25 protein-coding genes are annotated in these 24,849 nt (G+C 59.0%); 12 read left to right on the plus strand and 13 right to left on the minus strand.

The window, feature by feature from the left end:
- Positions 1-62 precede the first annotated feature (62 nt).
- The 3 genes from V8J85_RS12045 to V8J85_RS12055 form a co-directional block, all read right to left on the minus strand.
- Complete coding sequence (locus tag V8J85_RS12045) at positions 63-986, minus strand: S1 family peptidase (RefSeq protein ID WP_339953994.1); 924 nt, start codon at positions 984-986, stop codon at positions 63-65.
- 9 nt (positions 987-995) lie between these two features.
- Positions 996-2,795, minus strand: coding sequence for a translation elongation factor 4 (lepA, locus tag V8J85_RS12050; RefSeq protein ID WP_339953995.1), 1,800 nt, complete (start codon positions 2,793-2,795; stop codon positions 996-998).
- 164 nt (positions 2,796-2,959) lie between these two features.
- The gene (locus tag V8J85_RS12055) at positions 2,960-4,543 is read right to left on the minus strand and encodes a DUF4034 domain-containing protein (protein ID WP_339953996.1); all 1,584 of its coding nucleotides are present in this window, start codon (positions 4,541-4,543) and stop codon (positions 2,960-2,962) included.
- Positions 4,544-4,766: 223 nt separating this feature from the next.
- On the opposite strand from V8J85_RS12055, the gene V8J85_RS12060 reads away from it, so the two are divergent.
- On the plus strand, positions 4,767-5,084 hold the full coding sequence (locus tag V8J85_RS12060; protein ID WP_339953997.1) for an arginine transporter: 318 nt from the start codon (positions 4,767-4,769) through the stop codon (positions 5,082-5,084).
- On the opposite strand, the gene V8J85_RS12065 is transcribed toward V8J85_RS12060, so the two are convergent.
- Together V8J85_RS12065 and V8J85_RS12070 are read right to left on the minus strand one after the other, a co-directional pair.
- Positions 5,044-5,472: a low molecular weight protein-tyrosine-phosphatase gene (locus tag V8J85_RS12065; protein ID WP_339953998.1), complete on the minus strand. Its 429-nt coding sequence runs from the start codon at positions 5,470-5,472 to the stop codon at positions 5,044-5,046. The two genes, V8J85_RS12060 and V8J85_RS12065, sit on opposite strands and share 41 nt — an antisense overlap.
- A gap of 2 nt (positions 5,473-5,474) precedes the next feature.
- Complete coding sequence (locus V8J85_RS12070; protein ID WP_339953999.1) at positions 5,475-6,158, minus strand: site-2 protease family protein; 684 nt, start codon at positions 6,156-6,158, stop codon at positions 5,475-5,477.
- Positions 6,159-6,297: 139 nt separating this feature from the next.
- Here V8J85_RS12070 and V8J85_RS12075 point away from each other — a divergent pair, with 139 nt between their 5' ends.
- Entirely contained in the window at positions 6,298-6,975 is a 678-nt protein-coding gene (locus V8J85_RS12075) for an NAD-dependent deacylase (protein WP_339954000.1), read from the plus strand.
- 1 nt (position 6,976) lies between these two features.
- Here V8J85_RS12075 and V8J85_RS12080 read toward each other — a convergent pair whose 3' ends face one another.
- Positions 6,977-7,654: a type 1 glutamine amidotransferase domain-containing protein gene (locus V8J85_RS12080; protein ID WP_339954001.1), complete on the minus strand. Its 678-nt coding sequence runs from the start codon at positions 7,652-7,654 to the stop codon at positions 6,977-6,979.
- Between the two features lie 117 nt (positions 7,655-7,771).
- On the opposite strand from V8J85_RS12080, the gene meaB reads away from it, so the two are divergent.
- The 6 genes from meaB (at position 7,772) to V8J85_RS12110 (ending at position 13,402) form a co-directional block, all read left to right on the plus strand.
- A complete protein-coding gene (meaB, locus tag V8J85_RS12085) occupies positions 7,772-8,758 on the plus strand; it encodes a methylmalonyl Co-A mutase-associated GTPase MeaB (RefSeq protein ID WP_339954002.1) in 987 nt (328 codons plus the stop codon).
- A complete protein-coding gene (locus tag V8J85_RS12090) occupies positions 8,755-9,375 on the plus strand; it encodes a phytanoyl-CoA dioxygenase family protein (RefSeq protein ID WP_339954003.1) in 621 nt (206 codons plus the stop codon). Before meaB ends, V8J85_RS12090 begins: the two co-directional genes overlap by 4 nt.
- Positions 9,376-9,519: 144 nt before the next feature.
- Complete coding sequence (gene rpmB / locus V8J85_RS12095; RefSeq protein WP_339954004.1) at positions 9,520-9,804, plus strand: 50S ribosomal protein L28; 285 nt, start codon at positions 9,520-9,522, stop codon at positions 9,802-9,804.
- A 217-nt stretch (positions 9,805-10,021) separates the two neighbouring features.
- Positions 10,022-10,420 (plus strand): hypothetical protein, encoded by a 399-nt coding sequence (locus tag V8J85_RS12100; RefSeq protein ID WP_339954005.1) that lies wholly within the window; start codon positions 10,022-10,024, stop codon positions 10,418-10,420.
- Positions 10,421-10,451: 31 nt separating this feature from the next.
- Positions 10,452-12,857, plus strand: a complete 2,406-nt coding sequence (gene hrpB, locus V8J85_RS12105; protein WP_339954006.1) for an ATP-dependent helicase HrpB — start codon at positions 10,452-10,454, stop codon at positions 12,855-12,857.
- 116 nt (positions 12,858-12,973) lie between these two features.
- Positions 12,974-13,402 (plus strand): NUDIX hydrolase, encoded by a 429-nt coding sequence (locus V8J85_RS12110; RefSeq protein WP_339954007.1) that lies wholly within the window; start codon positions 12,974-12,976, stop codon positions 13,400-13,402.
- Here V8J85_RS12110 and V8J85_RS12115 read toward each other — a convergent pair.
- From V8J85_RS12115 to V8J85_RS12130, 4 genes are all read right to left on the minus strand, one after another.
- A complete protein-coding gene (locus V8J85_RS12115) occupies positions 13,399-14,067 on the minus strand; it encodes a phosphoribosylanthranilate isomerase (RefSeq protein WP_339954008.1) in 669 nt (222 codons plus the stop codon). The genes V8J85_RS12110 and V8J85_RS12115 overlap by 4 nt on opposite strands.
- Positions 14,067-14,423, minus strand: a complete 357-nt coding sequence (locus V8J85_RS12120; RefSeq protein ID WP_339954009.1) for a LapA family protein — start codon at positions 14,421-14,423, stop codon at positions 14,067-14,069. Before V8J85_RS12120 ends, V8J85_RS12115 begins: the two co-directional genes overlap by 1 nt.
- A gap of 66 nt (positions 14,424-14,489) precedes the next feature.
- Positions 14,490-14,771, minus strand: a complete 282-nt coding sequence (gene ihfB, locus V8J85_RS12125) for an integration host factor subunit beta (protein WP_339954010.1) — start codon at positions 14,769-14,771, stop codon at positions 14,490-14,492.
- A 219-nt stretch (positions 14,772-14,990) separates the two neighbouring features.
- Positions 14,991-15,845, minus strand: a complete 855-nt coding sequence (locus V8J85_RS12130; protein ID WP_339954011.1) for a DUF2189 domain-containing protein — start codon at positions 15,843-15,845, stop codon at positions 14,991-14,993.
- 266 nt (positions 15,846-16,111) lie between these two features.
- Here V8J85_RS12130 and V8J85_RS12135 point away from each other — a divergent pair, with 266 nt between their 5' ends.
- Together V8J85_RS12135 and rpsA are read left to right on the plus strand one after the other, a co-directional pair.
- Positions 16,112-16,807, plus strand: coding sequence for a DUF6683 family protein (locus tag V8J85_RS12135; protein WP_339954012.1), 696 nt, complete (start codon positions 16,112-16,114; stop codon positions 16,805-16,807).
- Between the two features lie 203 nt (positions 16,808-17,010).
- Positions 17,011-18,717, plus strand: coding sequence for a 30S ribosomal protein S1 (gene rpsA, locus V8J85_RS12140; RefSeq protein ID WP_339954189.1), 1,707 nt, complete (start codon positions 17,011-17,013; stop codon positions 18,715-18,717).
- A 63-nt stretch (positions 18,718-18,780) separates the two neighbouring features.
- Here rpsA and V8J85_RS12145 read toward each other — a convergent pair whose 3' ends face one another.
- The 3 genes from V8J85_RS12145 to V8J85_RS12155 form a co-directional block, all read right to left on the minus strand.
- A complete protein-coding gene (locus tag V8J85_RS12145) occupies positions 18,781-20,199 on the minus strand; it encodes a DUF1963 domain-containing protein (RefSeq protein WP_339954013.1) in 1,419 nt (472 codons plus the stop codon).
- A 119-nt stretch (positions 20,200-20,318) separates the two neighbouring features.
- Complete coding sequence (locus V8J85_RS12150; protein ID WP_339954014.1) at positions 20,319-20,765, minus strand: hypothetical protein; 447 nt, start codon at positions 20,763-20,765, stop codon at positions 20,319-20,321.
- A complete protein-coding gene (locus tag V8J85_RS12155; RefSeq protein WP_339954015.1) occupies positions 20,762-21,826 on the minus strand; it encodes a DoxX family protein in 1,065 nt (354 codons plus the stop codon). Before V8J85_RS12155 ends, V8J85_RS12150 begins: the two co-directional genes overlap by 4 nt.
- Positions 21,827-22,269: 443 nt before the next feature.
- Here V8J85_RS12155 and V8J85_RS12160 point away from each other — a divergent pair, with 443 nt between their 5' ends.
- Positions 22,270-23,850 carry a phosphate ABC transporter substrate-binding/OmpA family protein gene (locus tag V8J85_RS12160; RefSeq protein ID WP_339954016.1) on the plus strand — a complete coding sequence of 527 codons (1,581 nt, stop codon included), beginning with the start codon at positions 22,270-22,272 and terminating at the stop codon, positions 23,848-23,850.
- Between the two features lie 72 nt (positions 23,851-23,922).
- Complete coding sequence (locus tag V8J85_RS12165; RefSeq protein WP_339954017.1) at positions 23,923-24,843, plus strand: type IV pili methyl-accepting chemotaxis transducer N-terminal domain-containing protein; 921 nt, start codon at positions 23,923-23,925, stop codon at positions 24,841-24,843.
- Positions 24,844-24,849: the final 6 nt, after the last annotated feature.

Consider the following 24,849-nt stretch of genomic DNA (forward strand, 5'->3'; position numbering starts at 1 on the left):
ACGCGCGAGACGGAATGGATCGGGTGGGAGGATAACTTGGTGACACGTGGGTTTCACCCACCCTACACAGGCGCTACGAAAGTTGGTTTTGCGACAGCCAAATTTTTGGGTACAGAAGCAATCAATAGTTCGAGCAACTCTATCGACCAGACAATTCCGAGCTGTACCCCCTTCTCTCCTTCTCCAACTCGCCCAGAGTAAACACCGACTAATCTGTCTTCAAACAAATCTTCAAAATCAACAGGAAAATGATCAATTCGCTTTTCGCGTAACTTCCTCGCTACGACCGGGGAACCAGACATACCTTTCCGGGTAACAGTATCGACCAGAAATGCCAATTTTCCATTATAGGTATTTACCGGCTCTGAAGCTATAGAGGCACGCTTCCAAATTGGCAGTCTACCATCACCACGAAGACCGTGGGGAAAACCTACTACAAAACAGTCCTCTCCTACAGACAAATTAGCCCCAAGATTTAAGGACCAAAAGGCCTGGTGCTCAAACAAGACTTCAGATCCTTCGACGTCCGGGATCGACCCCGGAATTTCTATAGGTAGTGCCGCTAAGTCGGCCTGGTAAGCGGGCTCCTTTTCTTCCAAAAGATCAAAAAATAGGGGAGTCTCGTCATCGCTCAAAAGCGAAAACCGCACAGTCCTTTCATCAATCTTCACAAACCCATCTTCTTGTGAGGGCATCGAATATCGAAACTCAACATCAACAAAGTTTGGAACGAAAGAACCTATACTCTTTTTTGAGATAGGATCGCGCCCAGCAAAACAATGATAATTTGATACCAATAGACCGCAATGGTGCTGATAGGAATGAATGTAAAAGGCAGTCCCAATACTAGTCTTCTCGTGCTCGCACCCATCCTCATACACACGGCGAAGGGTTATTGGAAAAATGGCGTCGGTTATTTGATTGAATCGCCGCCACTTAAATTTCCTTCTGATTCGTTCTTCAATTAGGCCTCTATCATTTGGCACGGCCACGCCTCACCCATCCATTTTCAACGCCGAAATAAACGCCTCCTGCGGGATATCCACTTTCCCGAACTGTCGCATCTTTTTCTTCCCCGCCTTCTGCTTGTCCAGCAGCTTGCGTTTCCGCGTGGCGTCGCCGCCGTAGCATTTGGCCGTCACGTCCTTGCGTAGGGCCGATAGCGTCTCGCGTGCGATGACTTTGCCGCCGATGGCCGCCTGAATTGGGATTTTGAACATGTGGCGCGGGATCAGCTCTTTCAGCTTTTCGCACATCGCCCGGCCCCGCATCTCGGCCCGGTCGCGGTGGACCATCATCGACAGCGCGTCGACCGGTTCATCATTCACCAGCACCGACATCTTGACCAGATTGTCGGTTTGGTAACCGGTCATCTGGTAATCAAAGGACGCATAGCCCTTGGTCACCGATTTCAGCCGATCGTAGAAATCGAACACAACTTCATTGAGGGGGAGGTCATAAACCACCATCGCGCGGGAGCCCGCATAGGTCAGGTCCAACTGCACGCCGCGCCGGTCCTGGCACAGTTTCAGGACGTCGCCCAGATATTCATCGGGCACAAGGATCGTCGCCTTGATCCGCGGCTCCTCGATATGGTCCACATGGGTCATGTCGGGCATGTCCGCGGGGTTGTGCAGGTCGATCTTGGTCCCGTCGCGCATATAGACGTGATAGATCACCGACGGCGCGGTGGTGATCAGGTCGATATCGTATTCGCGTTCGATCCGGTCGCGGATGACCTCAAGGTGCAAGAGGCCAAGGAAACCGCAGCGGAAGCCGAACCCGAGGGCGGCTGAGGTCTCCATCTCGAAACTGAACGACGCATCGTTGAGCGCGAGTTTTTCAATCGCATCACGCAGGTCCTCGAATTCGGCGCTGTCCACGGGGAACAGCCCGCAGAAGACCACGGGCTGCGATGGCTTGAAACCGGGCAAAGGCGTTTCCGCCCCCTTCTTCTCGGACGTGATCGTGTCGCCGACCCGCGTATCGCGCACCTGCTTGATGGAGGCCGTGATGAACCCGATCTCGCCCGGGCCCAAAACCTCGACATCCTGCATCTTGGGCCGGAACACCCCGATCTTGTCGATCTGGTGGATGGTCCCGTTCGACATGAACTTGACCCTGTCGTTCTTTTTCATCTGCCCGTCGATGACGCGGACAAGCACGATGACGCCCAGATAGCTGTCATACCAGCTGTCGACCAGCATCGCCTTGAGCGGCGCATCTCGGTCGCCCTTGGGCGCGGGGAGTTTGTGGACGATCGCCTCGAGTGTGTCCTTGATGCCAACGCCGGTCTTGGCGCTGACCTGAATGGCGTCGGTCGCGTCGATGCCGATCACATCCTCGATCTGTTCGGCCACGCGGTCGCATTCAGATGCGGGCAGGTCGATCTTGTTCAGGACAGGGACGATTTCGTGATCCGCATCGATGGCCTGGTAGACATTGGCAAGCGTCTGCGCCTCGACCCCCTGGGTGCTGTCCACGACCAGCAGCGAGCCTTCGACGGCGCGCATGGAGCGTGACACCTCGTAGGCAAAGTCAACGTGACCGGGCGTGTCGATCAGGTTGAGGACATATTTCTCACCGTTCTCCGCGACGTAATCGATCCGCACGGTGTTCGCTTTGATCGTAATCCCCCGTTCACGCTCGATATCCATGGCGTCGAGCAGTTGCTCCTTCATGTCCCGATCCGCCACCGTGTTGGTGGACTGGATCAGGCGGTCAGCGAGCGTCGATTTCCCATGGTCGATATGGGCGACGATCGAGAAATTGCGGATATGGGAAAGGTCTGTCATGACAGGGATATGTCGCCGAAATGCGCGCCGGTCAATGTCGATTGTGCCGCAGCCCCGGACTTGATCAAGGTCACTGGGCTGGATGGTGAGGTCCCCGACTGCGTTGTGCTAAAGATCCAGCTTGTTCTGCGCAGATGGGTCCTTTTCGATGGCGGCCTTCACGATCATTCGAACACGAGCGGCTCGAGAGCGTAGTCCATCGCGACCGGCATGGGGCTAAATCGGAGGTCCGCGATCGTGCTCTGCAGTTCCGAGGAACACAGGTCATTTTTGCGAGCTTCGTCTAAAAGGCCACGATATGGCGCGCGAAACCCAAGCATCGCCACCGGGCAATGTTCTGCGTCGTGATCCGCCTCGCATTTTGCATCAAGTAGCCGCGTCAGACGGACGACCGGGCACATCCAGTATTCTACCGTCTGTCGATCTTCGTGAAGGTATGGGCCGATCTCACCATCATGCTGTGCAAATCGCCAGGCGTCGTAATGGTGATGTAACATGTCTCGCATCGCGGAATAGCTATGATCGCTGTAGTAGACACCGTTTGTGAAGTAGGGATCGGCTTCACGCGAGATGAGCAGCTCTTTTGAGCCGGACAGATTTCTTGCAACGACAAGCCATTCATCGGCGTTGTAACGGCTGATCGCGGCGCGACGTGCGTCTATTATATCGCCATTTGGGCTTTTGAAGTCGTATGGGTAGTCATGGTCAACCGATACGAAGAAACGGCTGCGCCGTTCCAGAACATCAAGAAGGTCGGGGTTGAGCGGATCATGCGCGATCTCGGCGCGCGCATGTTCAATCGCGGCGTTTGCGATATCCGAGATGAACGTCAGCTGGCTCAGCCTGTTCTGGGGAAATGTGGCAAGATACCGTTGGGCCATGTCATAGTCACGGTAGCCTGCACCCCGGAGGTAGTTTTCGACGATGCGGGCATCTTCGGCGCTGCGGCGACCAGAACGGCCGGTGGTGATCGCAAACGCTTGTACCCGTTCGATAGCGGGATGGGCCTTGTCGCCCAGTCGCTGATCCGCATAGGCGTATTCCTCATCCCGTGCCCAGTATTGGCGGGTCAGATGATATATGCAGATGTCGGCGTCATAGCTGTCATCGGGTACCTTGTCTGCATGCTCTTCACACAGAAGGATGATGTCACGTTGTCCGCGACCGCCCCATCCCTGCTGTGTCATGGTTGACGCTCTTTTGAGCGAACCGATATTTGGCTGCACCTGCATGATGATGGATATCATCGACAGGATCGTGCGACGTGAATATCGCTTAGTCGTCGCCTGCAGACGGAAGATTGCGTCAGAGCCCGGTACATAATCTGGACTGGCGTCGAATGCCATCTGCGCATGGTCCATCGCCCATTCTTGATATCTGCTGAAATCGGCAAGTGCCTCGCGGCGCTTGCCCCGCGCCGGCCCGCTTCCGCGGATGTTCCAAGACAACGTGTTGTATTGAAACGCGCGAAGCGCATGCGCGTATGGCGACTGGGGGTAGGCCTCGATCCAGGCACTGGTAGTATCCCAGATGGTCGGATGACTGACCGTCAATGCGATAACCAGATCGCGCAGGTCGTCATAGGCCAAGTCACCCGTCAGAGATTGGCGGTGCGCCTCGGCAAAGCTGCGCTCGAGCCCGTCAACATCACCTCGATAGGCTAATGCTCGGATGTCGTCACCGGTGACTGCAGCATCAACGGGTAAGCTGGATACAAAGAGGCTTATGACAAAGACAAGCACACGCATTGGTCGAATCCTCATTGGACGTATACATAAAGGTTGCGCAGTTTTGGTGGGGGGCACAAGACGTGTCAGCAGGAGGGTGACTTCATTTGGCGACTTTGTTCATATCAGGAAACACCTTGCGGAACTCCCCGATTGCATCCCGCCCCCCTCCCCGCCATACTCTGCCCGGTGGGGCACGACATGGCCACCTGCGTAAGACAGGGGCCGAGCAGAGGCATTGTTGATGCGACGAATTCTAGTATTGAGCGCGATGGCCGTTTTGGCCGCTTGCGGCGGCGGGGGTGGCGTATCAGGCACCGTCGGAGAGGCTTGCATCGCCGCCGATCGCCGCAATGCGTCGCCGGCCTTGTGTTCCTGTGTGCAGCAGGTCGCCAACCAGACCCTGTCTTCACGCGATCAGGCGCGGGCAGCTGCCTTTTTCGCCGATCCGCAGCTGGCGCAGGATACCCGCCAATCGGACCGCCGCAATGATGAGGCGTTCTGGGACCGCTACAAGATGTTCAGCGATCGGGCGCGCCAGCAATGTCGGCCCGTAGGCTGACGCAGGCCGCCTCGATCATGTCGAGCGCGCCGTTGAAGTCGCGGGTGTAGTACGGATTGGGGACGTTATCGTCTGCCAGCTTTCGCACCGGGGTGGCAAGGCCGGGCGGGCGCATCGCGTTGATATCGGCGAAGTTCTGGTCATCCATCGCGACGATTAAATCGAATGCCCGGAAGTCGGCGACGTTGAATTGCCGCGCGCGCAGATCGCTCAGGTCCAGCCCGCGTGCTTTCGCGGCCTCTTGCATGGGGCCATAGGGCGCGTCACCCGTATGCCAGCCGCCGGTCCCGGCACTGTCCAGCGTCATCTCGGGTCCCAGTTTGCGCATCACAGCCTCTGCCGCGGGCGACCTGCAGATATTGCCGAGACAGACGAACAGGATGCGCATGCCTAGGCCAGTTCGCCGCGCGCCATGCGGTAATGCATCGGGATCGACGGGATGAAAAGCAAAAGCCACCCGTATTGGACGTAAGCCGCGATCATCGCGGGGATCCAAAGAACCGAAAGGACCAACCCAACCTGCCCGGTGATCCGATGGGCCGCACCCGGTGGCAGGAAACGCAACAGGATCAGATGGAATAGTTTGCCCCCATCCAGCGGCTGTACCGGGATCATGTTAAAGATGAAAAGGGCCAGATTGAGGAAGGCCAAGACGCCCAGATAATAATAGATCTGAACCGTCAGCGTCGATGGGATGAAAGGATCCCCGCTGATCATCCACCATTGCGCGAGCGAGGCCAAAGCCCAGAGCGTCAGGTTGACGATCGGCCCCATGGCCACGATCAACTCATCCTCGCGCGCGCTTGCCGAACGCGCCCTTTCGCAGAACCCGCCGCCCCCATGCAGCATGATCCGGCGGACGGGCACGCCTTGGACCAACGCGCCCCATGCATGCCCCAGCTCGTGCAGGAAGATCGACAGCACCAATAGCCCCGAGAAGATCAGACCACTGACGATATCGCCACCGGCCAGTAAGGTCAGCACGGCCACCAGCATCAGCAAGGATTGCCCTACCTCGACCCGCACGCCCATAGGTCCGGTGAAGTGGAAGATGACATTGTCGTCGCGTAGCATGGTCGTGATCCTGGTCGCAGTCGGTCCGGTCGACAGATCACATACAGCCGTGCTTTGACAGTCATACGACCATTTGATGGCTGCGCTGTGGCCGATCTGCCGCTTGCCATGTTTCAAGCCGTCCGCGCATGGTCGGACCATGAAGATAGTGGTTCTCACAGGTGCGGGCATTTCGGCCGAAAGCGGATTGGGCACGTTTCGCGATGTCGACGGGCTGTGGACCAAGTATGATCTGAATGACGTGGCAACGCCCGAGGGTTTTGCCCGCGACCCGGCGCTGGTCCATGACTTCTACAATGCCAGACGCAGAAATTGTCAAGAATCCGGGCCGAATGCAGCCCATCATGCGCTTGCGAGATTGGAAAAGTCCAAGGCACACGTTCTGACCATCGTGACACAGAACGTCGACGATCTGCATGAACGCGCGGGATCGCAAGCGGTGATCCACATGCATGGGCAGCTGATGCGGGCCCTTTGTGCGGCATGTGGCGCGCGGTGGGACGCGCCTGCGGTCATGCATCCGGCGGACCCGTGCCCGACATGCGCCGTGCCCGCGACACGCCCCGACGTCGTCTGGTTCGGTGAAATCCCCTATGCGATGGATGAGATCAGCGCGCTGGTTGCAGCGTCGGACCTGTTCGTCGCGATCGGCACGAGTGCAGAGGTCTATCCGGCCGCCGGACTGGTCGAAATGGCGCAGGGCGAAACGCTGGAGTTGAACCTGAAGCCTTCGGCGCGGGCGAACAGCTTTGGCGCGCGGCGGTTCGGCCCGGCGACGGAGGTGGTGCCGGAATGGGTTGGCGAGATGTTGAACTGACTCAGCTTAGTGCCTTCAGCAATGCCTCCGCTGCGGCCTCGGACGACGCCGGGTTTTGGCCGGTAATCAACTTGCCGTCAGTGACGACGAAAGACGCCCAGTCTTCGCCGCGCTGGTAGGTGCCATTTTTCTCTTTCAACATATCTTCGACCAGAAACGGCACGACATCCGTCAGGCCAACTGCCTTTTCCTCGGTATTCGTGAAACCGGTCACCTTTCTTCCGGCAACAAGAGGGGCACCATCGACGGATTTGGTGTTCTTGAAAATGGCAGGCGCATGGCACACGGCGCCGATAGGTTGCCCCGACTGGGCAAAAGCCTCGATAAGCCGCACGCTGTCTTTGTCGTCGGCCAGGTCCCAAAGCGGGCCGTGACCGCCGGGGTAGAATACTGCATCAAATCCATCCGCGCTGACCTCGGCCAGCTTCTTGGTATTTGCCAAGGCGGCCTGCGCATCGTCATCTGATTTGAAACGCTTCGTCGCGTCGGTTTGCGCATCCGCTTCATCGCTTTTTGGGTCCAGAGGAGGCTGACCACCTTTCGGTGATGCCAAGACAATCTCGGCGCCGGCATCTTTTAGCGTGTAGTAAGGTGCCGCAAATTCTTCGAGCCAAAAGCCAGTCTTCTCGCCCGTGTCGCCAAGTTGATCATGTGATGTCAGAACCATCAGGATTTTCATATCGGACCTCTATTTATGTTGCGGCGCTCAACGCGCCCTTGAAGTGATCGTTCCGTCCATCGCCTGAAATGCCGATCACAACTGGACAGCCGCGACCGACCCGATCAGAAAGCGGTTATGACGAATATCGACATACGCAACCTGGCCGACCGTATCCGCGCCGGTGACCGGCGCGCGCTCGCCAGGGCAATTACGCTGGTGGAAAGTGGCCGCGCCGATCACAGGGCCGATGCTTTGGCCCTGCAAGAGGCGTTGGGCACCGACCGGCAGGCCTTGCGTATCGGTCTGTCGGGGACGCCGGGCGTCGGCAAGTCCACGTTCATCGAAAGTTTCGGCCTTATGTTGACGGGTATGGGCAAGCGGGTGGCGGTGCTGGCGGTCGATCCGTCCTCGGCCCGGTCGGGTGGGTCGATCCTGGGCGACAAGACCCGGATGGATCATCTGGCCCGTGATCCCAATGCGTTCATCCGGCCCTCGCCCAGCCAGACCGAACTGGGCGGTGTCGCGCGCCGCACCCGCGAGGCCGTGGCGCTGTGCGAGGCGGCGGGTTTCGACGTCGTCCTGATCGAGACGGTAGGTGTCGGCCAATCCGAAACCGTTGTCGCCCACATGTCGGACCTGTTCGTCCTGTTGCTCGCCCCCGCAGGCGGCGACGAATTGCAGGGGGTCAAGCGCGGGATCATGGAGATCGCGGACCTGATCTTCGTCAACAAGGCAGATGGTGCGTTGAAAGAACAGGCGATCAGAACGTGCGCAGATTATGCAGGCGCCCTGCGTCTTTTGCGCAAGCGGCCTCAGGATCCGGACGGGTTTCCCAAGGCGCTGACGATTTCCGCGATCGAGGCCGCCGGTCTGGGCGAAGCCTGGGATGAGATGCAGGCCCTTGTCGATTGGCGCAAAGAGCATGCGATCTGGGACCAAACACGGCAGGCACAGGCCAGCCATTGGTTCGCCGAAGATGTGCGGCATGGGCTGCTTAGGTGGTTGCAGGACGACCCGGATACCAATGCACGAATGATCGAAGCCGCCGCTCAGGTCCGAGACGGGTCATTGTCACCAGCGGCGGCGGCGGTGCAGGTCTTGGCACCCTTGGAAAAAAGATGATGTGGGAGCGCAGCGCGCTTGGACATGCGGCGCTGCAGGCGCTGGATGCCGTTTTCGCGACGCGCGGCAAGCCGGGTGCGCGGTTGACGTTGAACGCCACGCTGCAGCGGGCATTGACGCCCGTCGATCGGCTGATCCGGCGGCGCGTGCCGGACATGCGCCCGGTTCGCGCCGTCGCCTTCGACAAAAGCCCTGAGACGAACTGGGCCCTGCCGTGGCATCAGGACCGTGTGATCGCGGTCAAACAAAAGGTGGATGTGGCAGGCTTTACCAACTGGACGCGCAAAGGTGATGTTTGGCATTGTGAACCGCCTGCCGGCCTTTTGAACGAGATGTTGTTTGTGCGGATCCATTTGGATGATGCGGACGCGGCCGCGGGTGCAATGGAACTTGCCGAAGGTAGCCACGCGGCAGGTCTGGTCGCCACGGATCGGGCCGCCACGCTTGCCGCAAGCTATCCATCGCACATCTGCACTGCCTTACGCGGTGACATTCTGATCCTGCCGATGTTGACGCTTCATCGGTCGGTTGCTGCCACAAAACCGGCGGTCCGCCGGGTGCTGCGGGTCGATTACGCGGCGTTCGCGCTTCCCGCGCCGCTGGCTTGGATAGATTGATCGCAAGAGCCGGGTTGACGGGCGTTTGGAATCCTCCTATCTGGCGCTGATCTTATGAACAGCCCTGCAGATGCGGGGCTTAACCCTTTGACAGGATGTCCCACCATTCAGGTGGTGAGGTCCGCCAGAACAAGGAAAACGCCCATGTCGCGCCGCTGCGAACTGACCGGAAAAGGCCCGATGTCGGGCAACAATGTCAGCCATGCCAACAACAAGACCAAACGCCGCTTTCTGCCCAACCTGCAGGACGTGACCCTGCAATCGGACGTGCTGGGCCGTGCGTTCAAATTCCGCATTTCCAGTGCCGCCCTGCGTACCGTCGATCACCGTGGTGGTCTGGATGCTTTCATGGTCAAGGCGAAAGAGGCCGAGCTGTCAGCCGCAGCGCTGAAGGTGAAGAAAGAGATCGCAAAGGCGACTGCAGCCTAACCGATCGTGAAATCAAGATGACTTGGCCCGGCCCGCATTCGGTAGCCGGGCTTTTTCGTACCTGTGGGTCAGGATTTGCCCACTTGAACATACCGTGTGAATCTGCGATTTTTCAGCATCGTCACATCGTTGTGCTTTGAATTTGTATTATTCGTTCTTACGTATTTATTACGTCATCACGACATGACGACCCTGATGGTCTGCTGAGGGTCCGGTTATGAAACATGCCGCCAAGCGCATATTGCGCGCCACAACATTTATTATTGCGCTGGCCGCCAATTCTGCGGCGATCGCGAATGAAACTGATACGGGCCAATGGTCCGAGGCAGTTAATTATATAAAATCCCATGGGATTTCGGTCATCGACCAAGGCAACGGAACATCGCTGATCGTTCTGGAAACCGCACTGTCTTCGGGGATGCGACCGGAATTGCGGGTCAGGCTGGGCCGTGACGGTGTTGCCTCGCCCGCCGCCGATCTGGGTGCTTTACAAAAAATTACCGGTTTACAGGTCTTTCAGGCGCCGACCAGCGTGAACATCGGCGATTTCAACGAATTGCATATCTGGGATGCCGATGCAGGCGTCCCCATCGGGATCGCGCCGCTCGGCCCTTGACCGACCCCCGACCCTGCCGGAAACAGGGGCGATGACCACGCTGCCCATTGAACCTGTCCTGCCCGACCTGATGGCCGCCTTGCGCGATACCCGTCGCGCCGTTCTGCAGGCCCCACCGGGCGCGGGCAAGACCACGCGCGTCCCTTTGGCGATGCGCGAGGCAGGTTTGATCGATGGCAAGATCATCATGCTCGAACCGCGTCGGCTGGCTGCGCGTGCGGCGGCGGAACGCCTTGCCGAGGGACTGAGTGAGAAGGTGGGCCAGACCGTCGGCTATCGTATGCGCGGTGACAGCAAACCGGGACGTCGGATCGAAGTCGTCACCGAGGGCATCCTGACCCGCATGCTGCAATCCGATCCCGATTTGAAAGGTGTCGGCGCGGTCATTTTCGATGAATTCCACGAACGCTCGCTCAATGCCGATCTGGGTCTTGCCCTGACTTGGGAGGTCGCCCAGGTTCTGCGCCCGGACCTGATGATCCTGGTTATGTCGGCGACGCTGGATGCGGCCCCGGTTGCCGCGCTGCTTGACGACGCGCCGGTGATCACGTCCGAGGGGCGGTCATTTCCGGTCACGACACATTATCTGGACCGGGCCGTTCCGAAAGGCACGCGGCTCGAAGCGGCAACAGCCGACCTTACCATAGCCGTTGCCGCAGCGACCGAGGGGGGCATTCTGGTGTTCCTGCCGGGCGAGGGCGAGATCCGACGCACCGCAGCGGCTTTGCAAGGTCGTTTGCCGGGCGATTGCGTGATCCAGCCGCTTTATGGCGCGCTTTCCTTCAAGGACCAGCGCGCCGCGATCACGCCGCTCGCGCAGGGGCGCAAGATTGTTTTATCGACAGCCATCGCCGAAACCTCGCTGACCATTCAGGATATCCGCGTCGTCATCGATGCAGGCCGCGCGCGACGGGCCCGGTTCGATCCGGGATCGGGCATGTCACGGCTGGTGACCGAAAGGGTCAGCCGTGCCGAGGCTGATCAGCGGGCGGGCCGCGCAGGCCGGGTCGCCCCTGGTGACGCTTACCGGCTGTGGACGAAGGGCGAACATGGCGCATTGCCTGGTTTTGCCCCGGCCGAGATCGAAACGGCCGACCTTGCCGGGCTGGCGCTGGATCTGGCGGTCTGGGGCAGTGCCGATCTGGCGTTTCTGACGGCTCCGCCTGCAGGTGCGCTGGCCGAGGCGCAGGCATTGCTACAAAGCCTTGGCGCGCTGGATGACAACATGCGGATTACCGATCACGGTCGCGCCCTCACCGCCCTGCCCCTGCATCCGCGGTTGGGTCATATGTTGCAGATGGCGGGGAAACAGGCAGCGACCCTTGCCGCGGTGCTGGCTGCGCGCGATCCTTTGCGCGGGGCGCCGTCTGACTTGCAGTTGCGTATCAGCGCGGTAAGGGGCCGCTATGACGGACCGGGCAGCGTGCACCATCCCGCAATCCAGCAGATCAGGGACGAGGCCAAGCGGCTCGCCAGGAACCTGCCAGATCACCCGGCGATGCCGTTGGCGCAGCAAGCCGCGCTTGCATATCCGGACCGGATCGGGCTGCGCCGCAAGGGTGACGATCCGCGCTATGTCCTGTCGGGTGGCAAAGGGGCGTTTCTGCCCGCCGATGACCCGCTTGCCGGGCAACGACTGATCGTGGCGACAGATCTTGACGGTGACACACGCCAGGCACGGGTCAGGCAGGCCGCGGCGATCACCGAACGCGAATTGCGGGACCTCTTTGCGGATCAGATCGCGTGGCAGGACGTTTGCGCCTGGTCTCGCCGCGACAATCAGGTGATCGCGCGCAGGCAGGAACGGTTCGGTGCTTTGATCCTGGATGATCGCGTCTGGTCGGATGCGCCGGATGATGCCGTCGCGCGGGCCATGCTGGACGGTATCCGTCAACTTGGCCTGCGCCCAAGCGCCGCTGCGGATCGGTTCCGCGCCCGTGTCGCGCTGGTCGCCGAACTGCCTGCGATGGATCACACCACGTTGCTGGATGATCTGGAAGGCTGGCTTTTGCCGCATCTACAGGGGGTGCGCAGCGCCGCGGATTGGAAAAAATTCGACATCCTGCCCGCCCTGCGCGCGATGCTGGACTGGAACCAGATGCAGATGCTGGATCGGGTGGCGCCTGCGCATTTCGAAACACCCCTTGGGCGCAAAATACCCATCGACTATGGCGGTGATGCGCCCGAAATCACATTGCGGCTGCAAGAGATGTTCGGCGCGACCCGGCACCCTATGGTCGGGAAGGTCCCCCTGCGAATTACCCTGCTGTCCCCCGGGCAGAAACCGGTGCAGACGACACAGGATATCGTGGGGTTCTGGGCGACGTCTTATGCGGATGTGCGCCGTGATATGCGCGGGCGCTATCCGCGGCATCCATGGCCTGAGGATCCCACCGTCGCCGATCCGACGTTACGCCCGAAACCAAGGGGGCGTTAGGATGATGACGCTGGGTAAATTTGCCAACCGAATCAGGTCGTGTTAACAAAGGGGCAATAAAACCAATATATTGGCAGGTCATTATGTCTTCGATAAACCGGTTCTCTCGGACGGGTATGATGAATTCGTCTCTTGATGCGCCTGCGACGACGCAGGTCGCTGCCCTATGCCATCGCAATGGCACGAGGGGGGTGGAGGTTCTATTGATCACCAGTTCCAGCGGACGCTGGATCCTGCCCAAAGGCTGGCCCGAGGCCGGATTGTCCGATGCCGAGGCCGCTCAGCAAGAAGCGTGGGAAGAGGCAGGTATAAAGGACGGTGTGATGCGCAAGGAACCGTTCGCTCGCTTCATAACCGAAAAGCGGTTCGACAATGGGGCGGTCGTTCCCTGTGCGATCGATGTCTTCACAATCGCCGCAACGCACGTGTCGGATGTTTACCCGGAAGCGCACAAGCGGGAACGACGATGGATGTCGATCCCGAAGGCGGTCAAGCTGGTGGACGATCCCGCATTGCGTAACGTTCTGAAAGCGTTCGCCGCTTAGACAACTTGCTCTGACGGGATAAGTGCGTCTTGCGCGGCGGCGACGAAACGGGCAACCTTGTCCGCATCCTTAATGCCCCGCGCGCATTCCACACCGGTCGATACATCGACCTGGCGCGCGCCGGTCAAACGGATCGCGTCGGCGACATTATCGGGCGTCAACCCTCCGGCCAACATCCACGGCACCGGCCAGCGCCGCCCGCCCAGCAGCCGCCAGTCAAAGGCCAAACCATTCCCACCTGGCAGAACCGCATCACGTGGTGGTTTTGCATCGATCAGCAGTTGATCGGACACCTGCGCATAGGGCGCGATCCGGTCAAGATCAGGTGCATCCGCCACGCCCAGCGCCTTCATCACCGGCAGACCGTAACGCGCGCGAATGGCGGCCACCCGTTCGGGGCTTTCATCCCCATGCAGTTGGAGCATATCAAGCGGAACGGCGTCAGTGATCGCATCCAGCTGCGCATTGTCAGCATCGACGACAAGCGCCACTTTCGCCACGCCGGGCGGAACGGCCTGGGCCAATGCCGCTGCATTGGCGATATCGACATGCCGTGGCGATTTCTCGAAGAAGACCAAACCGACATATGCGGCGTCAGCGGCAGCGGCGACATCGATCATGGTCCGATCCCTCAGACCGCAGATTTTCACACGGATGTCAGACATCAGCCGGTCTTTTCCAACAGCGCCAAAACGTCATCATCGCTTTTGGCCCCCGCAGCGGCACCGCGCAGCTGATCGACCTCGCGGCGCAGCGCATCCGCCTCACGCGATTTCGCACGGGCCTCGACCCGCATGCGATGTTCGCGCACCCATTCCCATAGAAACCCGATCATCAGGCCAGCCAACACACCGGCGAAAATGACGATGAATAGCGGGACCGAGATATCCGGTGAAATGCCCAGCAATTCGCTCATCGCTTCGGGCATGGCACGCACGGTGACGGGTCCGCGATTGGCCAGGCCAACCAGAATCAGGATCAGGGCGACAATCGCCCAGAATGCGTAACGGATGGTTTTCATGGCCCCCTCTTCGCGTATTGCGCAGCGTGTAACAAGATAGGCGACCTTACGGGAATGTCACCCCGTTCAAGCGCCGTTCAGGCGATCCCGCAACAGTTTTCCCGTTTTGAAGAACGGCACATGCTTTTCTTCGACCTCGACGGATTCACCCGTGCGTGGGTTCCGCCCGATCCGCTGATCCCGCTTCTTGACCGAAAATGCGCCAAATCCCCGCAATTCGACCCGATCACCCCGCGACATTGCCCCGGTGATTTCCTCGAAGACGGTGTTCACGATTTTCTCGACATCGCGTTGGTAAAGGTGGGGGTTTTCGTCCGCGAGTTTTTGGATCAGTTCGGATCGGATCATATTGGCGGCCTCCCCAGCATCTTGTCGTGGCCCGGAACGTTTGGGCCGCGTTTCCAAGGACTATATGCATTTTGTGGCCTTGGCGAAATAGCGGGTCACCGTCATTTCACGACAAAAACGACATGAAATTGGGGACTTGGCTGTCTTTGGCCGATCCACAAGGTCGCTTTTGGCCCAAGCACCCGGCGCTGAACCACACCGCCGGGTGGACGATTCGGGTCAGACGACGGCCCTTCGATATAGGTGCCACGTCGCGTGACCCAGCACTGGCAGCACAAAGATCAACCCGATGAACAGGGTCGCGATGCCGACGGTAAGCGAGGCCGCGACGATCAAACCCCAGGCCGCGACAGTGCGCGGGTTCTGTCTGGCAATCTTGACCGACGCGGACACGGCGCGGGGCAGACCCACATGGCGGTCGATCAGCAAGGGGAACGATACAAAGCTGATCGCCAGCACGATCGCGGCGAAAACGAACCCGATCGCCATTCCGCTGACCAGCATCAACCAACCGGCACCGGTGCCAAGAACATCGCCGAGAAATGACCAGAGCGAGGTCGGCGGCTCTGGCCCCAGCGTGACACCGTAGAGTGCGTAGGCTGCAAACATCCAGATCGCGAAGATAAAGGCGAGATACAGACCCAGCACGGCCATCGGGATGAACGACGGTGATCCGATGATGCCGAATGCATCACCCCACCCTGCATTCATCCCCTTTTCGCGGCGGCGGCTCATCTCATAAAGTCCGATCGCGGCAACGGGTCCAAGCAGGGCGAAACCCGAAATCATCGGAAACAATAGCGGGATCATATCGCGGTTCAACGCAAACACCGCCAAAAGGACGCCGACGATCGGATAGATCAGCACGATGAACATCACATCCGTCCTGAGCGCTGTGAAATCGTCTGCGCCCGCCCGCAGCGCGCCGCGCAGATCCTCCATGTCGATATCCCTGACCTCGATCGGGGCTTCGTCCTTATCACCCAGTTCGCCCGTGCCCTCGCCGATATGCTGCGCACTACCGCTGAGCGCGCGGGCTGTCCATGTCAGGGGGTTTCCGATTGTTTTGACCATTGCACGCTCCTTACCGATGCGTCGATGTCGTCTGATGAATCAAGCATATCACAAAACGGCAACGATTGCGCTGCATTGCAGGATAGTCACGCAGAGGTGTTTGCGGATGATCAATCGGCGCAACCGTTGACAGTCACGGGTGTTCTTGCTGCATTGTTCTTGAATGATCACAAATAGCCTTCGCCACACATCAAAGGATAGTATTCATGCCTCATGCGTCGCCAAGCCAAGCGAGACACCGATTTGCAGACTATCTGCCCCGGTTCATGCCAATCAGGGCGTTTATCATCGTGTGTTTGGTCGCCTTTGCCGGAAAGGCGGCCGCGCAATTTACCGATATCGGCGGCGGCTTCGTCAGCGCTGGCGTGCATGGGGCGATCATGAATGGCATCACCGACAATGCGCAGTCGGGCGGCACCGCGGCTCCGGCGACCGCACCGCGCGACACCCTCGTCTTTTCGCCGTCGATTGAGCGGCGGCGACAGAACTATGCCAACTTCATCCAAAAATCACGCCGCGTGGACCCTACAGGTGCGGCCCAGTTGGAAAGCGACCTGTCGCGCACCGACATCCTGGCATTTGCAGATGGTCCGTTGCGCAATCTGGGCTTTGATCCCAACAATGTCGCCGATGCCTATTCCGCCTGGCTGATGACCGCTTGGTTGGCCGCGCAGGGACGCACCGATACTCCATCGATGCGGACAATGAACGCGGTCAGGGATCAGGTGACCGAGGTATTTCTGACATTGCCCGAGGTTACCGCTGCGAGCGACGCGGTCAAACAGGAAACGGCCGAGGCGTATTACCTCCAAGCTCTGATGATCGACGTCACCGTTGATGCCGCGAAATCAGATCCCGCCTATATGGAACAGCTCAAGGCTGCCGTCCGGCAGGGCGCGATTGCATCCGGCGTGAATCTCGACATGTTCAACCTGACGGAAAACGGGCTTGTCCTGCGGTGATCCGTCCGCATGCGCGCAGATCGCAAATCCGCTTGCAAAGCAGGCCTATGCGCCCTATACGCCGCCCTGTCGAAGTGCCGGGACAGGCGCGGGCGTGAGACTGTAGCAGGGTCGGTAACAACCGGCCCTGATGTTTTTCGTCCGTATCGGTGTCAGACCAAACCGCAACCCAAAAGACCGGCGGAGACAACCGCACGGCCCGTATAAACCAAACGTTAGGAAAACGACGCCACATGGCTGATAACATGATGGAGGAATTCGAAGCCCTCCTGAACGAAAGCTTCGAAATGGACACGCCCGAAGAAGGGTCTGTCGTCAAAGGCAAGGTCATCGCAATCGAAGCGGGCCAAGCCATCATCGACGTCGGTTACAAGATGGAAGGCCGCGTCGAGCTTAAAGAATTCGCAAATCCTGGTGAAGACGCTGAACTGGCTGTGGGCGACACGGTCGAAGTGTTCTTGCGTCAGGTTGAAAACGCCAAGGGCGAAGCCGTCATTTCACGCGAAATGGCCCGCCGCGAGGAAGCCTGGGACCGCCTGGAAAAAGCCTATGCCGACGAAGAACGTGTCGATGGCGCGATCTTTGGCCGTGTGAAGGGTGGATTTACCGTGGACCTTGGCGGCGCGGTTGCGTTCCTGCCCGGCTCTCAGGTTGATGTCCGCCCCGTGCGTGACGCCGGCCCGCTGATGGGTCTCAAGCAGCCATTCCAGATTTTGAAGATGGACCGTCGCCGTGGCAACATCGTTGTGTCGCGCCGTGCGATCCTCGAAGAATCTCGCGCCGAACAGCGCGCCGAGGTTATCGGCAACCTGACCGAAGGCCAGGAAGTCGACGGCGTCGTCAAGAATATCACCGAATACGGTGCGTTTGTTGACCTGGGCGGTGTTGACGGTCTGCTGCACGTGACTGACATGGCATGGCGCCGGGTTAACCACCCGTCCGAGATCCTGTCGATCGGCGAAACGATCAAGGTGCAGGTCATCAAGATCAACAAGGAAACCCACCGTATCAGCTTGGGCATGAAGCAGCTGCAGGACGATCCGTGGGATGCGGTAGAAGCCAAATTCGCACTGGGTTCGGTCCATCAGGGCCGTGTGACCAACATCACCGATTACGGTGCATTTGTCGAACTGGAAGCCGGTGTTGAAGGTCTGGTCCACGTCTCTGAAATGTCATGGACAAAGAAGAACGTGCATCCGGGCAAGATCGTTTCGACCTCGCAAGAAGTCGAAGTCATGGTCTTGGAGATCGACTCGGCCAAGCGCCGCGTTTCCCTTGGCCTCAAGCAGACCCAGCGCAACCCATGGGAAGTCTTTGCCGAGCAGTTCCCTGAAGGGACTGAGGTGGAAGGCGAGGTCAAGAACATCACCGAGTTCGGTCTGTTCATCGGTCTTGAAGGCGACATCGACGGTATGGTGCACCTGTCTGACCTGACATGGGAAGGCCGTGGCGAAGACGTGATCGGTGACTTCCGCAAGGGTGACGTGGTCAAGGCCAAGGTTGCCGAAGTGGACGTCGAGAAAGAGCGGATCTCGCTTTCGATCAAGGCGCTGGATGGCGATCCATTTGCCGAAGCCGTTGGCGGCGTGAAGCGCGGTTCGATCATCACGGTCGAAGTGACCAAGATCGAAGATGGCGGCATCGAGGTCGATTATGAAGGTGCGAAATCCTTCATCCGTCGCTCCGACCTGTCCCGCGATCGTGCCGAACAGCGCCCCGAACGTTTCGGCGTCGGCGACAAGGTCGACGTGCGTGTGACCAACATCGACAGCAAGACCCGCAAGCTGGGTCTGTCCATCAAGGCCCGCGAAATCGCCGAAGAGAAGGAAGCGGTTGAGCAGTACGGCTCCTCCGACTCCGGCGCGTCCTTGGGTGACATCCTTGGTGCGGCGCTGAAGGGCGACGAATAAGTCACGCCCGCGCGTTTGAGATTTGGCCCCGCCGCAAGCGATTGCGACGGGGTTTTTTGTTTATTAGGTGCATTCGAGGGTTGTGATGATATTGTCAAAGCGCGCATTTGCCAGATCATCTGCGTCAATCCAAAACTGTAGTATTCCGCTAACCTGACGGAAGTCCAAGCCGCAGTCCGCTTCGCACTGTAATAGAAGAACTTTGTCCAGATGCTTCTCGGCAGCGTGCTGCATGAGATGACCGAACCCAAACAACTGCGGTGGCAGCGCTTCATCACGGCCGAAGTTAACGCCGTAGGCTATTGGTCTATCAGGATGCATATCCTTTCGGTCTTCAGCGAGTTCATAAAACACATCCTGAACCTTCATGCGGACGTCCCAGCCCGTGAAGCGATTGTTACTGACGATAAAGAACGCGCTTAGGTCCGCAATTTCGTCAAATGCCTCCTCGCGATCTATGCTCGATATGAAACTAACAAACGCCTCTTTCACTTCTTCAGTAAGCGGACGATCGCGCTGCATTTTTGCGTATCGCATCCAGCGAAGTGCAGCGTGGTCAATACCCAAATTGAATGGAGGCGTGTAAAAGTCTCTAAAGAATAGCCAATGCCAGAGACTCGATCTTGTGTTGAACATCACGTCAGCCTGCTGCCGCCTTTTGCCAATCTTCCTTTCGATGAATCGGAAGTACCGAGGTGAGTCATTGCCGCGCTCAACCTGCCGCTCGATCTCTCTGATCGGCATATCGTACAGGTTCAAAACGATGCGTCGGGATACCTCAAAGATGTACTCCCAACTCCACTGGAAATGCCCCTTCTCCACGTGTTTGGCCATTAGTCGGGGCATTTTATCAAATAGCGCTTCACGGGCGGCGTCCGGTCGCGGAAGTGGCACATCTATCTTGATGCCATATGCGGCAAGTTCGTCTGCATAGGCTCGCTCATGCTCGTACATCTCATCTGGGCTGAGCACACGACGCATGTTCAATAAGAGAGGATTTACGTCAAAATGTGTGAGACACGTCTCGGCAATCATCTTGCGCCGCTTCAACATCTTTTTGCAGGGAGAAATCGAGGCGAGATCGACGATCTGAGCGAACTCGTTCAGTTCAGGTGTATCAGCGGGAGGTTGCCGCAGAGGTAATTCTCGCGTGTCGCCTGCATGGAAAAGGAAGACCGGAGGCTTACCCGCGATAAGGCCATCTTCGGTCAACGGCAGGAACACAAAGACCGTACCACCATTGGGTCGTGTTGGCATTTCGAACAAATGTTCCTTTTGTCGAAATGTTGTCGGAAGATCGCTTAGATCAAACTGCGCAAAAAAGTGTAGCGGGACGCGGTCATCGCCTCTGGGCCAGTTAACTTCGGGAGACAAATTAGGCGCGCCGCCGAATACCAGTGCAGACCAATCAGTATCAGTTGATAGACTTTCGGTTTTCAGTGTGATCGCTGGTCGAACGATGTCGGTCTTAGTTTCGGGCATTTGACTCGATACCTCAGATTTACCCGGATCCTATCCATGATGATTTCGTCAGTAGTTTGACCGGCGCATCACAAAAACACGGCGCATTGGATCAGAATTGATCTTAACCCGAGTTCTCTTCACAACCGCCGCGGCACCCGGATCGTGATCTCACCCTGCAGCAAACCGCCCTGCCCCAGCAGCGCCCGGTGGTCCTGACCCCGCAGCGTGGCGCTGATCCGGTGCTCTCCGGGCGGCAAGGGCCCCAGATCGACGACGGGATGGTAGGCCGAGGTGATCTTGATCCCGTTCCGAATGACATGTGCGTGGCCCACCGGCACGGCCCCGGCCTCGGCGACGCAGATCGTCGTGAACTGGAAATCCGTCGTATCGATCCACAGGACCCAGTTGCCCGAGGCGCGCCGCACCGCACGCAAGCTCACGGTCGGTTCGGGCTGGGCACGCGGCAGGATCAGAAAAACCGACCGTGGCGCGACCTGGACGGCGTTGTAGGCCGGGGCGGCAACCGCCAGCCCGCTGAGCAGGGCGGCGATCAGCGTGAGGGGCGACGCAATGATCCGTCTCATGCCAGCGCCCTCTGCATCCCTGCCACGCCGGAAGGGGACCGGACCCAATCCCGACCGATCAGGACAAAACCCAGCATCGCGGCATACAGGTTCGCGTGGAACAACGGCGTTTCGCCCAATGTCACAGCCAGAAACGTAATCGCCCCGATGATGACTGCCGAAACCGGGCGGATCAGACGACCGGCGACCAACAAGGCGCCACAGATGATCTCGACCCCCGTCATGACCAGCGCGATCAGCGGGTAAGACATGCCAAAGGTCGGCATTTCACCATGTTGCAGGATGGCGATCAGCAGGGTCGGCTGGGTCAGTTTGAAGGCCACGGCCAGATAGATGAACCCGGCCCCGACCAGAACCTGCGCGATCCGCCAGATGGCAGGGGCCAATGCGTCAGGCGCGGCCAGCCTGCTGCGCAGACCAAGGGCCCGGTCGACCGACCATGCCCCACCGCCCCATACCAACAGCATCAAGGCAGGCGCGATGAAATGCGGCGCGTAAGACAGAAACTTCGCCCCAAACAGGGCAAGGCCCAGACAGGACAATCCGATCAATGCGACCGCGGCGAACCGGGTGGCCAGGCCCAACAGCAAAGCCGCCCCGATTGCCATCTGCACGATCGCCAAAAACGCCCAACCGGGGATCAGCGGCAGTTGCATATCCGGAACCAGCAATGTCGGCGTGGTCCATGGTGCCGTGCCGTGCCGTGGCAGGCCGCCCAAACCCGCCAGCACCAGCATCAGGGCAAGCCCCATGCGCAGCAATAGCGGGCCAAAGGGGGCGGCGATCTGCCGGAAAATCGGTGCGAGGCGATCTTCATACACGCTGACGACCCGCTCAAGATGCAGCGCGACCCCGGTGGCGGCACATCCGAGGAAAGCCGCGAACCCCAAAGCGACATGGCTGGTGAACAAGGGCGGCATCGGGGTCTTCGACAGCTCCGCGATTTCGTTGGGCGTCAGTAGCCAGGCCTCATGGGCACCGGCCCCGCCGGCGACGATGCAAAAAGGTATAGCGGTCAGACCCGCGCGCTGCAGCGCGGGCGGCAAAACGGGAAAAGGCATTGGTCATACTCCAGAAACTGGATGAAATGGATTTTGATTCAATTTTGTATTGACGGCGCGTCCGACGCAGATTGTCATCCACCCCGCCGCCGGAAAATTCCGATCACCGCTTACACCCTGAAATATGGGCGACCCGGCGTTCGACGGCACTGGTTAAAAACATCTTATTCTAATAAATTGAGGTTAACCGAAAAATGCTGCAGAGCAGAAGTCAGGACATCCTGACCCTGGGTGAAGCGATGCGGTCCGCCCTATTTCTGTTGGTTTCGAGACAAAATAGTTCCGCTGGGTGACGACAATTCTGCCGTAATTTGCCCACAATTTCCGTGTTGTTGTTCCAGCGTAGTGGAAAAAGCCACGGCTGAGTTTTGATTGGTGAACATATCGGCCAGAGGGTCGCGTATCGTTCGGCGAATGGCCGATATGAAAATGGAGATAATCGTATGAAGACATTGGGGAAAGCGAAACGACTTGGAGCATTGACGCTGGCTGGCTTGCTGGCCATGGCGGGCAGCGGCCAAGCGCAGGAAATCCGTCTGACGTCAAGCGACGGCACGGTCAACATGACAGGCGATTTCGTCGCCTTCGAAGACAACTCTTACGTCATCGCCACCGCGCTTGGTGAGTTGCGCGTATCGGCCGCCCGGGTCAGCTGTGAGGGCGCCGCCTGCCCCGCCCTGTCGCAAGGCGATGCCGATTTCAAGATTTCCGGTTCCGACGAAATCGCCACCGGCATGATGCCATTGTTGCTGGAAGGTTATGCCGGGTCCAAGGACGCAGCGGCCGAAATCGGGAACACAGGTCAGAACGGTCAACTGGTTGCAAAACTGATCGGCGATCAGGGTTTTGGCGATGATCTGGCCACGGTCGAGGTAACGGGCAGCAGCGCCACGCAGGGTTTCCAAAACCTTCTGAGCGGTGACAGCGAAATCGTCATGGCCACCCGCCGGATTCAGCCCGAAGAGGCGCGCGCGCTTAGCGCCGATGGTGCCGGGAACATGGTCGACCCGCAGCAGGAACACATCATCGCGGTCGATAGTCTTGTGGTCATCACGCACCCCGACAACCCGATCCCGGCGCTTGATGTGCGCCAGCTGTTCGGCATCTACAGTGGCGCGGTCTCGAACTGGTCTCAGGTCGGTGGTCCTGATCTGCCGGTTCAGGTGGTGATCGCCAATATCAGCGCTGACCGCTCGGACTCTTTCGAAGGCAGCTTCTTCGGCAGTGCCGACATTCAGGTCACACCCAACGCGGAAGTCGTCGAAAGCAGCAACCAGGTGCCGCAATTCGTGAACAACAATCCGGGTGCCATCGGTGTGGTCAGCTATGCGTTCCAGCGTGGCGCGAACGCCGTGAAGGTGATCAACCAATGTGGATTGGTGGAAGAGCCGGACGCATTTTCGGCCAAGACCGAAGAATACAGCCTGCAGCGTCGCCTGTTCCTTTATACCCGCGGTGACACATTGTCGGCACCGGGGCAGGACTTTGTGAACTATGCCGCATCCGCCGAAGCGGATGGCGTGATCCGCAAGGCCGGTTTCATCGGCTTCAACGTGGACCGTCGCGAACAGAACATCGAAGATCCGCGGTCCCAGGTGCTTTTGCAGCCGGGCATCGACAACTTCGAAACCAACCTCAAGCGTGAAATGCTGTCGCAGATGCTGGAACATGATCGCCTGTCGACCACATTCCGTTTCCGCACCGGCTCGGCCCAGCTTGACGAGCGCGGCATCGTGGACCGTGACCGTCTGGTCGACTATCTGTCCCAACAGCCTGCAGGCACCGAGGTCGTACTGGTCGGCTTCACCGACGAGGTCGGCCGCTTCGAAAGCAATCTGGACCTGTCCAAGCGCCGTTCGGCAGAGGTGACGAACCAGTTGCTGGCGTTTGCCGACAACCGCCTGTCGAACATCCGTTTCTCTTCCGCCGGCTTCGGTGAGATTGCCCCGTCCGGGTGTAACGCGACCGAGAACGGCCGCCGGATCAACCGCCGCGTCGAAGTCTGGATCAAGTCGCCAGCATAAGCTGACCCATATCTGAAGATTATCCTTGGCCCGGGCCACAAAGCCCGGGCCATTCCGTTCAAAGGAAAGAGTATGTCTGATAATAGCTCCCCCCGTCCCGGCACGGGCTTTGCCACCGTTGCCAAAGCAACAATGGCATTCGTTCTTGGCCTGACCCTGGCCACCGGTACATCCGCCCAAACCATCCGTCAGGATGTAGGCGGCAGTGAACGTATCAACCTTGCCGGTCAGCTTGGCACGCTGAGCCAGCGGATCATTGCATCGGCCTGCAATCTGGACGCCGGTATCTCGGTCGTCGAAAGCAATGCCGTTCTGCAAATCTCGGCCGATCAATTCGGCCGCATCCGCGAAGCATTGCTGTACGGCAATCGCGGCTTCGGCATCCTGGGTGAAGAGGCGCGACCCCGGACACTGCAGGTGATCGGTGATCTGAATACGTCATGGACCCCGCTTCTGGACCGCGCGGTCGACACGCAGGTGGCCGCAGCAGACGCCGCACAGATCGCCACACTTGCCAATCAAAGCGACCCGCTTTTGGGCAGCGCCAACATTCTGGTCAGTGAAATCACCGGTCAATATGCCGATCCGGTCGCCCTGCTGCATGCCGATGCACTGCTGATCGATCTCGCCGCGCGGCAGCGTCTGCTTTCGGCGAAGATGTCCAAGGATGTCTGCCTGATCGCATCCGGCATCAACACGACCGAAGCGCGCGAAGAACTGCAGTCGTCGATCAAGCTGTTCGACGACACGCTTTCGGCCCTGCGCAACGGTCTTGACAGCGTCGGCGTCCGCCCGCCCCCGACCGATCAGATCGCCGACGGTCTGCAATTCGTGGTCGAGGAATGGACGGCGATCCAACCCTATCTGGACCAATCCCTTGCCGGTGAGACGCTTGATAACGATACCCGCCAAAAGCTGTTCTTCGCCTTCCTCGGGATGGAGGCGCGGATGAACAACGTGGTGGTCATGTACAACAAGAACTCCAAACTCTGATGCAAA

This window comes from Yoonia sp. 2307UL14-13 (genome assembly GCF_037572755.1).
GTDB lineage: Bacteria > Pseudomonadota > Alphaproteobacteria > Rhodobacterales > Rhodobacteraceae > Yoonia.

Coding starts and splice junctions, on each gene's coding strand:
- lepA (WP_339953995.1), bottom strand. CDS start 2,795: ATGACAGACCTTTCCCATATCCGCAATTTCTCGATCGTCGCCCATATC.
- V8J85_RS12055 (WP_339953996.1), bottom strand. CDS start 4,543: ATGCGTGTGCTTGTCTTTGTCATAAGCCTCTTTGTATCCAGCTTACCC.
- V8J85_RS12060 (WP_339953997.1), top strand. CDS start 4,767: ATGCGACGAATTCTAGTATTGAGCGCGATGGCCGTTTTGGCCGCTTGC.
- V8J85_RS12065 (WP_339953998.1), bottom strand. CDS start 5,472: ATGCGCATCCTGTTCGTCTGTCTCGGCAATATCTGCAGGTCGCCCGCG.
- V8J85_RS12070 (WP_339953999.1), bottom strand. CDS start 6,158: ATGCTACGCGACGACAATGTCATCTTCCACTTCACCGGACCTATGGGC.
- V8J85_RS12075 (WP_339954000.1), top strand. CDS start 6,298: ATGAAGATAGTGGTTCTCACAGGTGCGGGCATTTCGGCCGAAAGCGGA.
- V8J85_RS12080 (WP_339954001.1), bottom strand. CDS start 7,654: ATGAAAATCCTGATGGTTCTGACATCACATGATCAACTTGGCGACACG.
- meaB (WP_339954002.1), top strand. CDS start 7,772: ATGACGAATATCGACATACGCAACCTGGCCGACCGTATCCGCGCCGGT.
- V8J85_RS12090 (WP_339954003.1), top strand. CDS start 8,755: ATGATGTGGGAGCGCAGCGCGCTTGGACATGCGGCGCTGCAGGCGCTG.
- rpmB (WP_339954004.1), top strand. CDS start 9,520: ATGTCGCGCCGCTGCGAACTGACCGGAAAAGGCCCGATGTCGGGCAAC.
- V8J85_RS12100 (WP_339954005.1), top strand. CDS start 10,022: ATGAAACATGCCGCCAAGCGCATATTGCGCGCCACAACATTTATTATT.
- hrpB (WP_339954006.1), top strand. CDS start 10,452: ATGACCACGCTGCCCATTGAACCTGTCCTGCCCGACCTGATGGCCGCC.
- V8J85_RS12110 (WP_339954007.1), top strand. CDS start 12,974: ATGATGAATTCGTCTCTTGATGCGCCTGCGACGACGCAGGTCGCTGCC.
- V8J85_RS12115 (WP_339954008.1), bottom strand. CDS start 14,067: ATGTCTGACATCCGTGTGAAAATCTGCGGTCTGAGGGATCGGACCATG.
- V8J85_RS12120 (WP_339954009.1), bottom strand. CDS start 14,423: ATGAAAACCATCCGTTACGCATTCTGGGCGATTGTCGCCCTGATCCTG.
- ihfB (WP_339954010.1), bottom strand. CDS start 14,771: ATGATCCGATCCGAACTGATCCAAAAACTCGCGGACGAAAACCCCCAC.
- V8J85_RS12130 (WP_339954011.1), bottom strand. CDS start 15,845: ATGGTCAAAACAATCGGAAACCCCCTGACATGGACAGCCCGCGCGCTC.
- V8J85_RS12135 (WP_339954012.1), top strand. CDS start 16,112: ATGCCAATCAGGGCGTTTATCATCGTGTGTTTGGTCGCCTTTGCCGGA.
- V8J85_RS12145 (WP_339954013.1), bottom strand. CDS start 20,199: ATGCCCGAAACTAAGACCGACATCGTTCGACCAGCGATCACACTGAAA.
- V8J85_RS12150 (WP_339954014.1), bottom strand. CDS start 20,765: ATGAGACGGATCATTGCGTCGCCCCTCACGCTGATCGCCGCCCTGCTC.
- V8J85_RS12155 (WP_339954015.1), bottom strand. CDS start 21,826: ATGCCTTTTCCCGTTTTGCCGCCCGCGCTGCAGCGCGCGGGTCTGACC.
- V8J85_RS12160 (WP_339954016.1), top strand. CDS start 22,270: ATGAAGACATTGGGGAAAGCGAAACGACTTGGAGCATTGACGCTGGCT.
- V8J85_RS12165 (WP_339954017.1), top strand. CDS start 23,923: ATGTCTGATAATAGCTCCCCCCGTCCCGGCACGGGCTTTGCCACCGTT.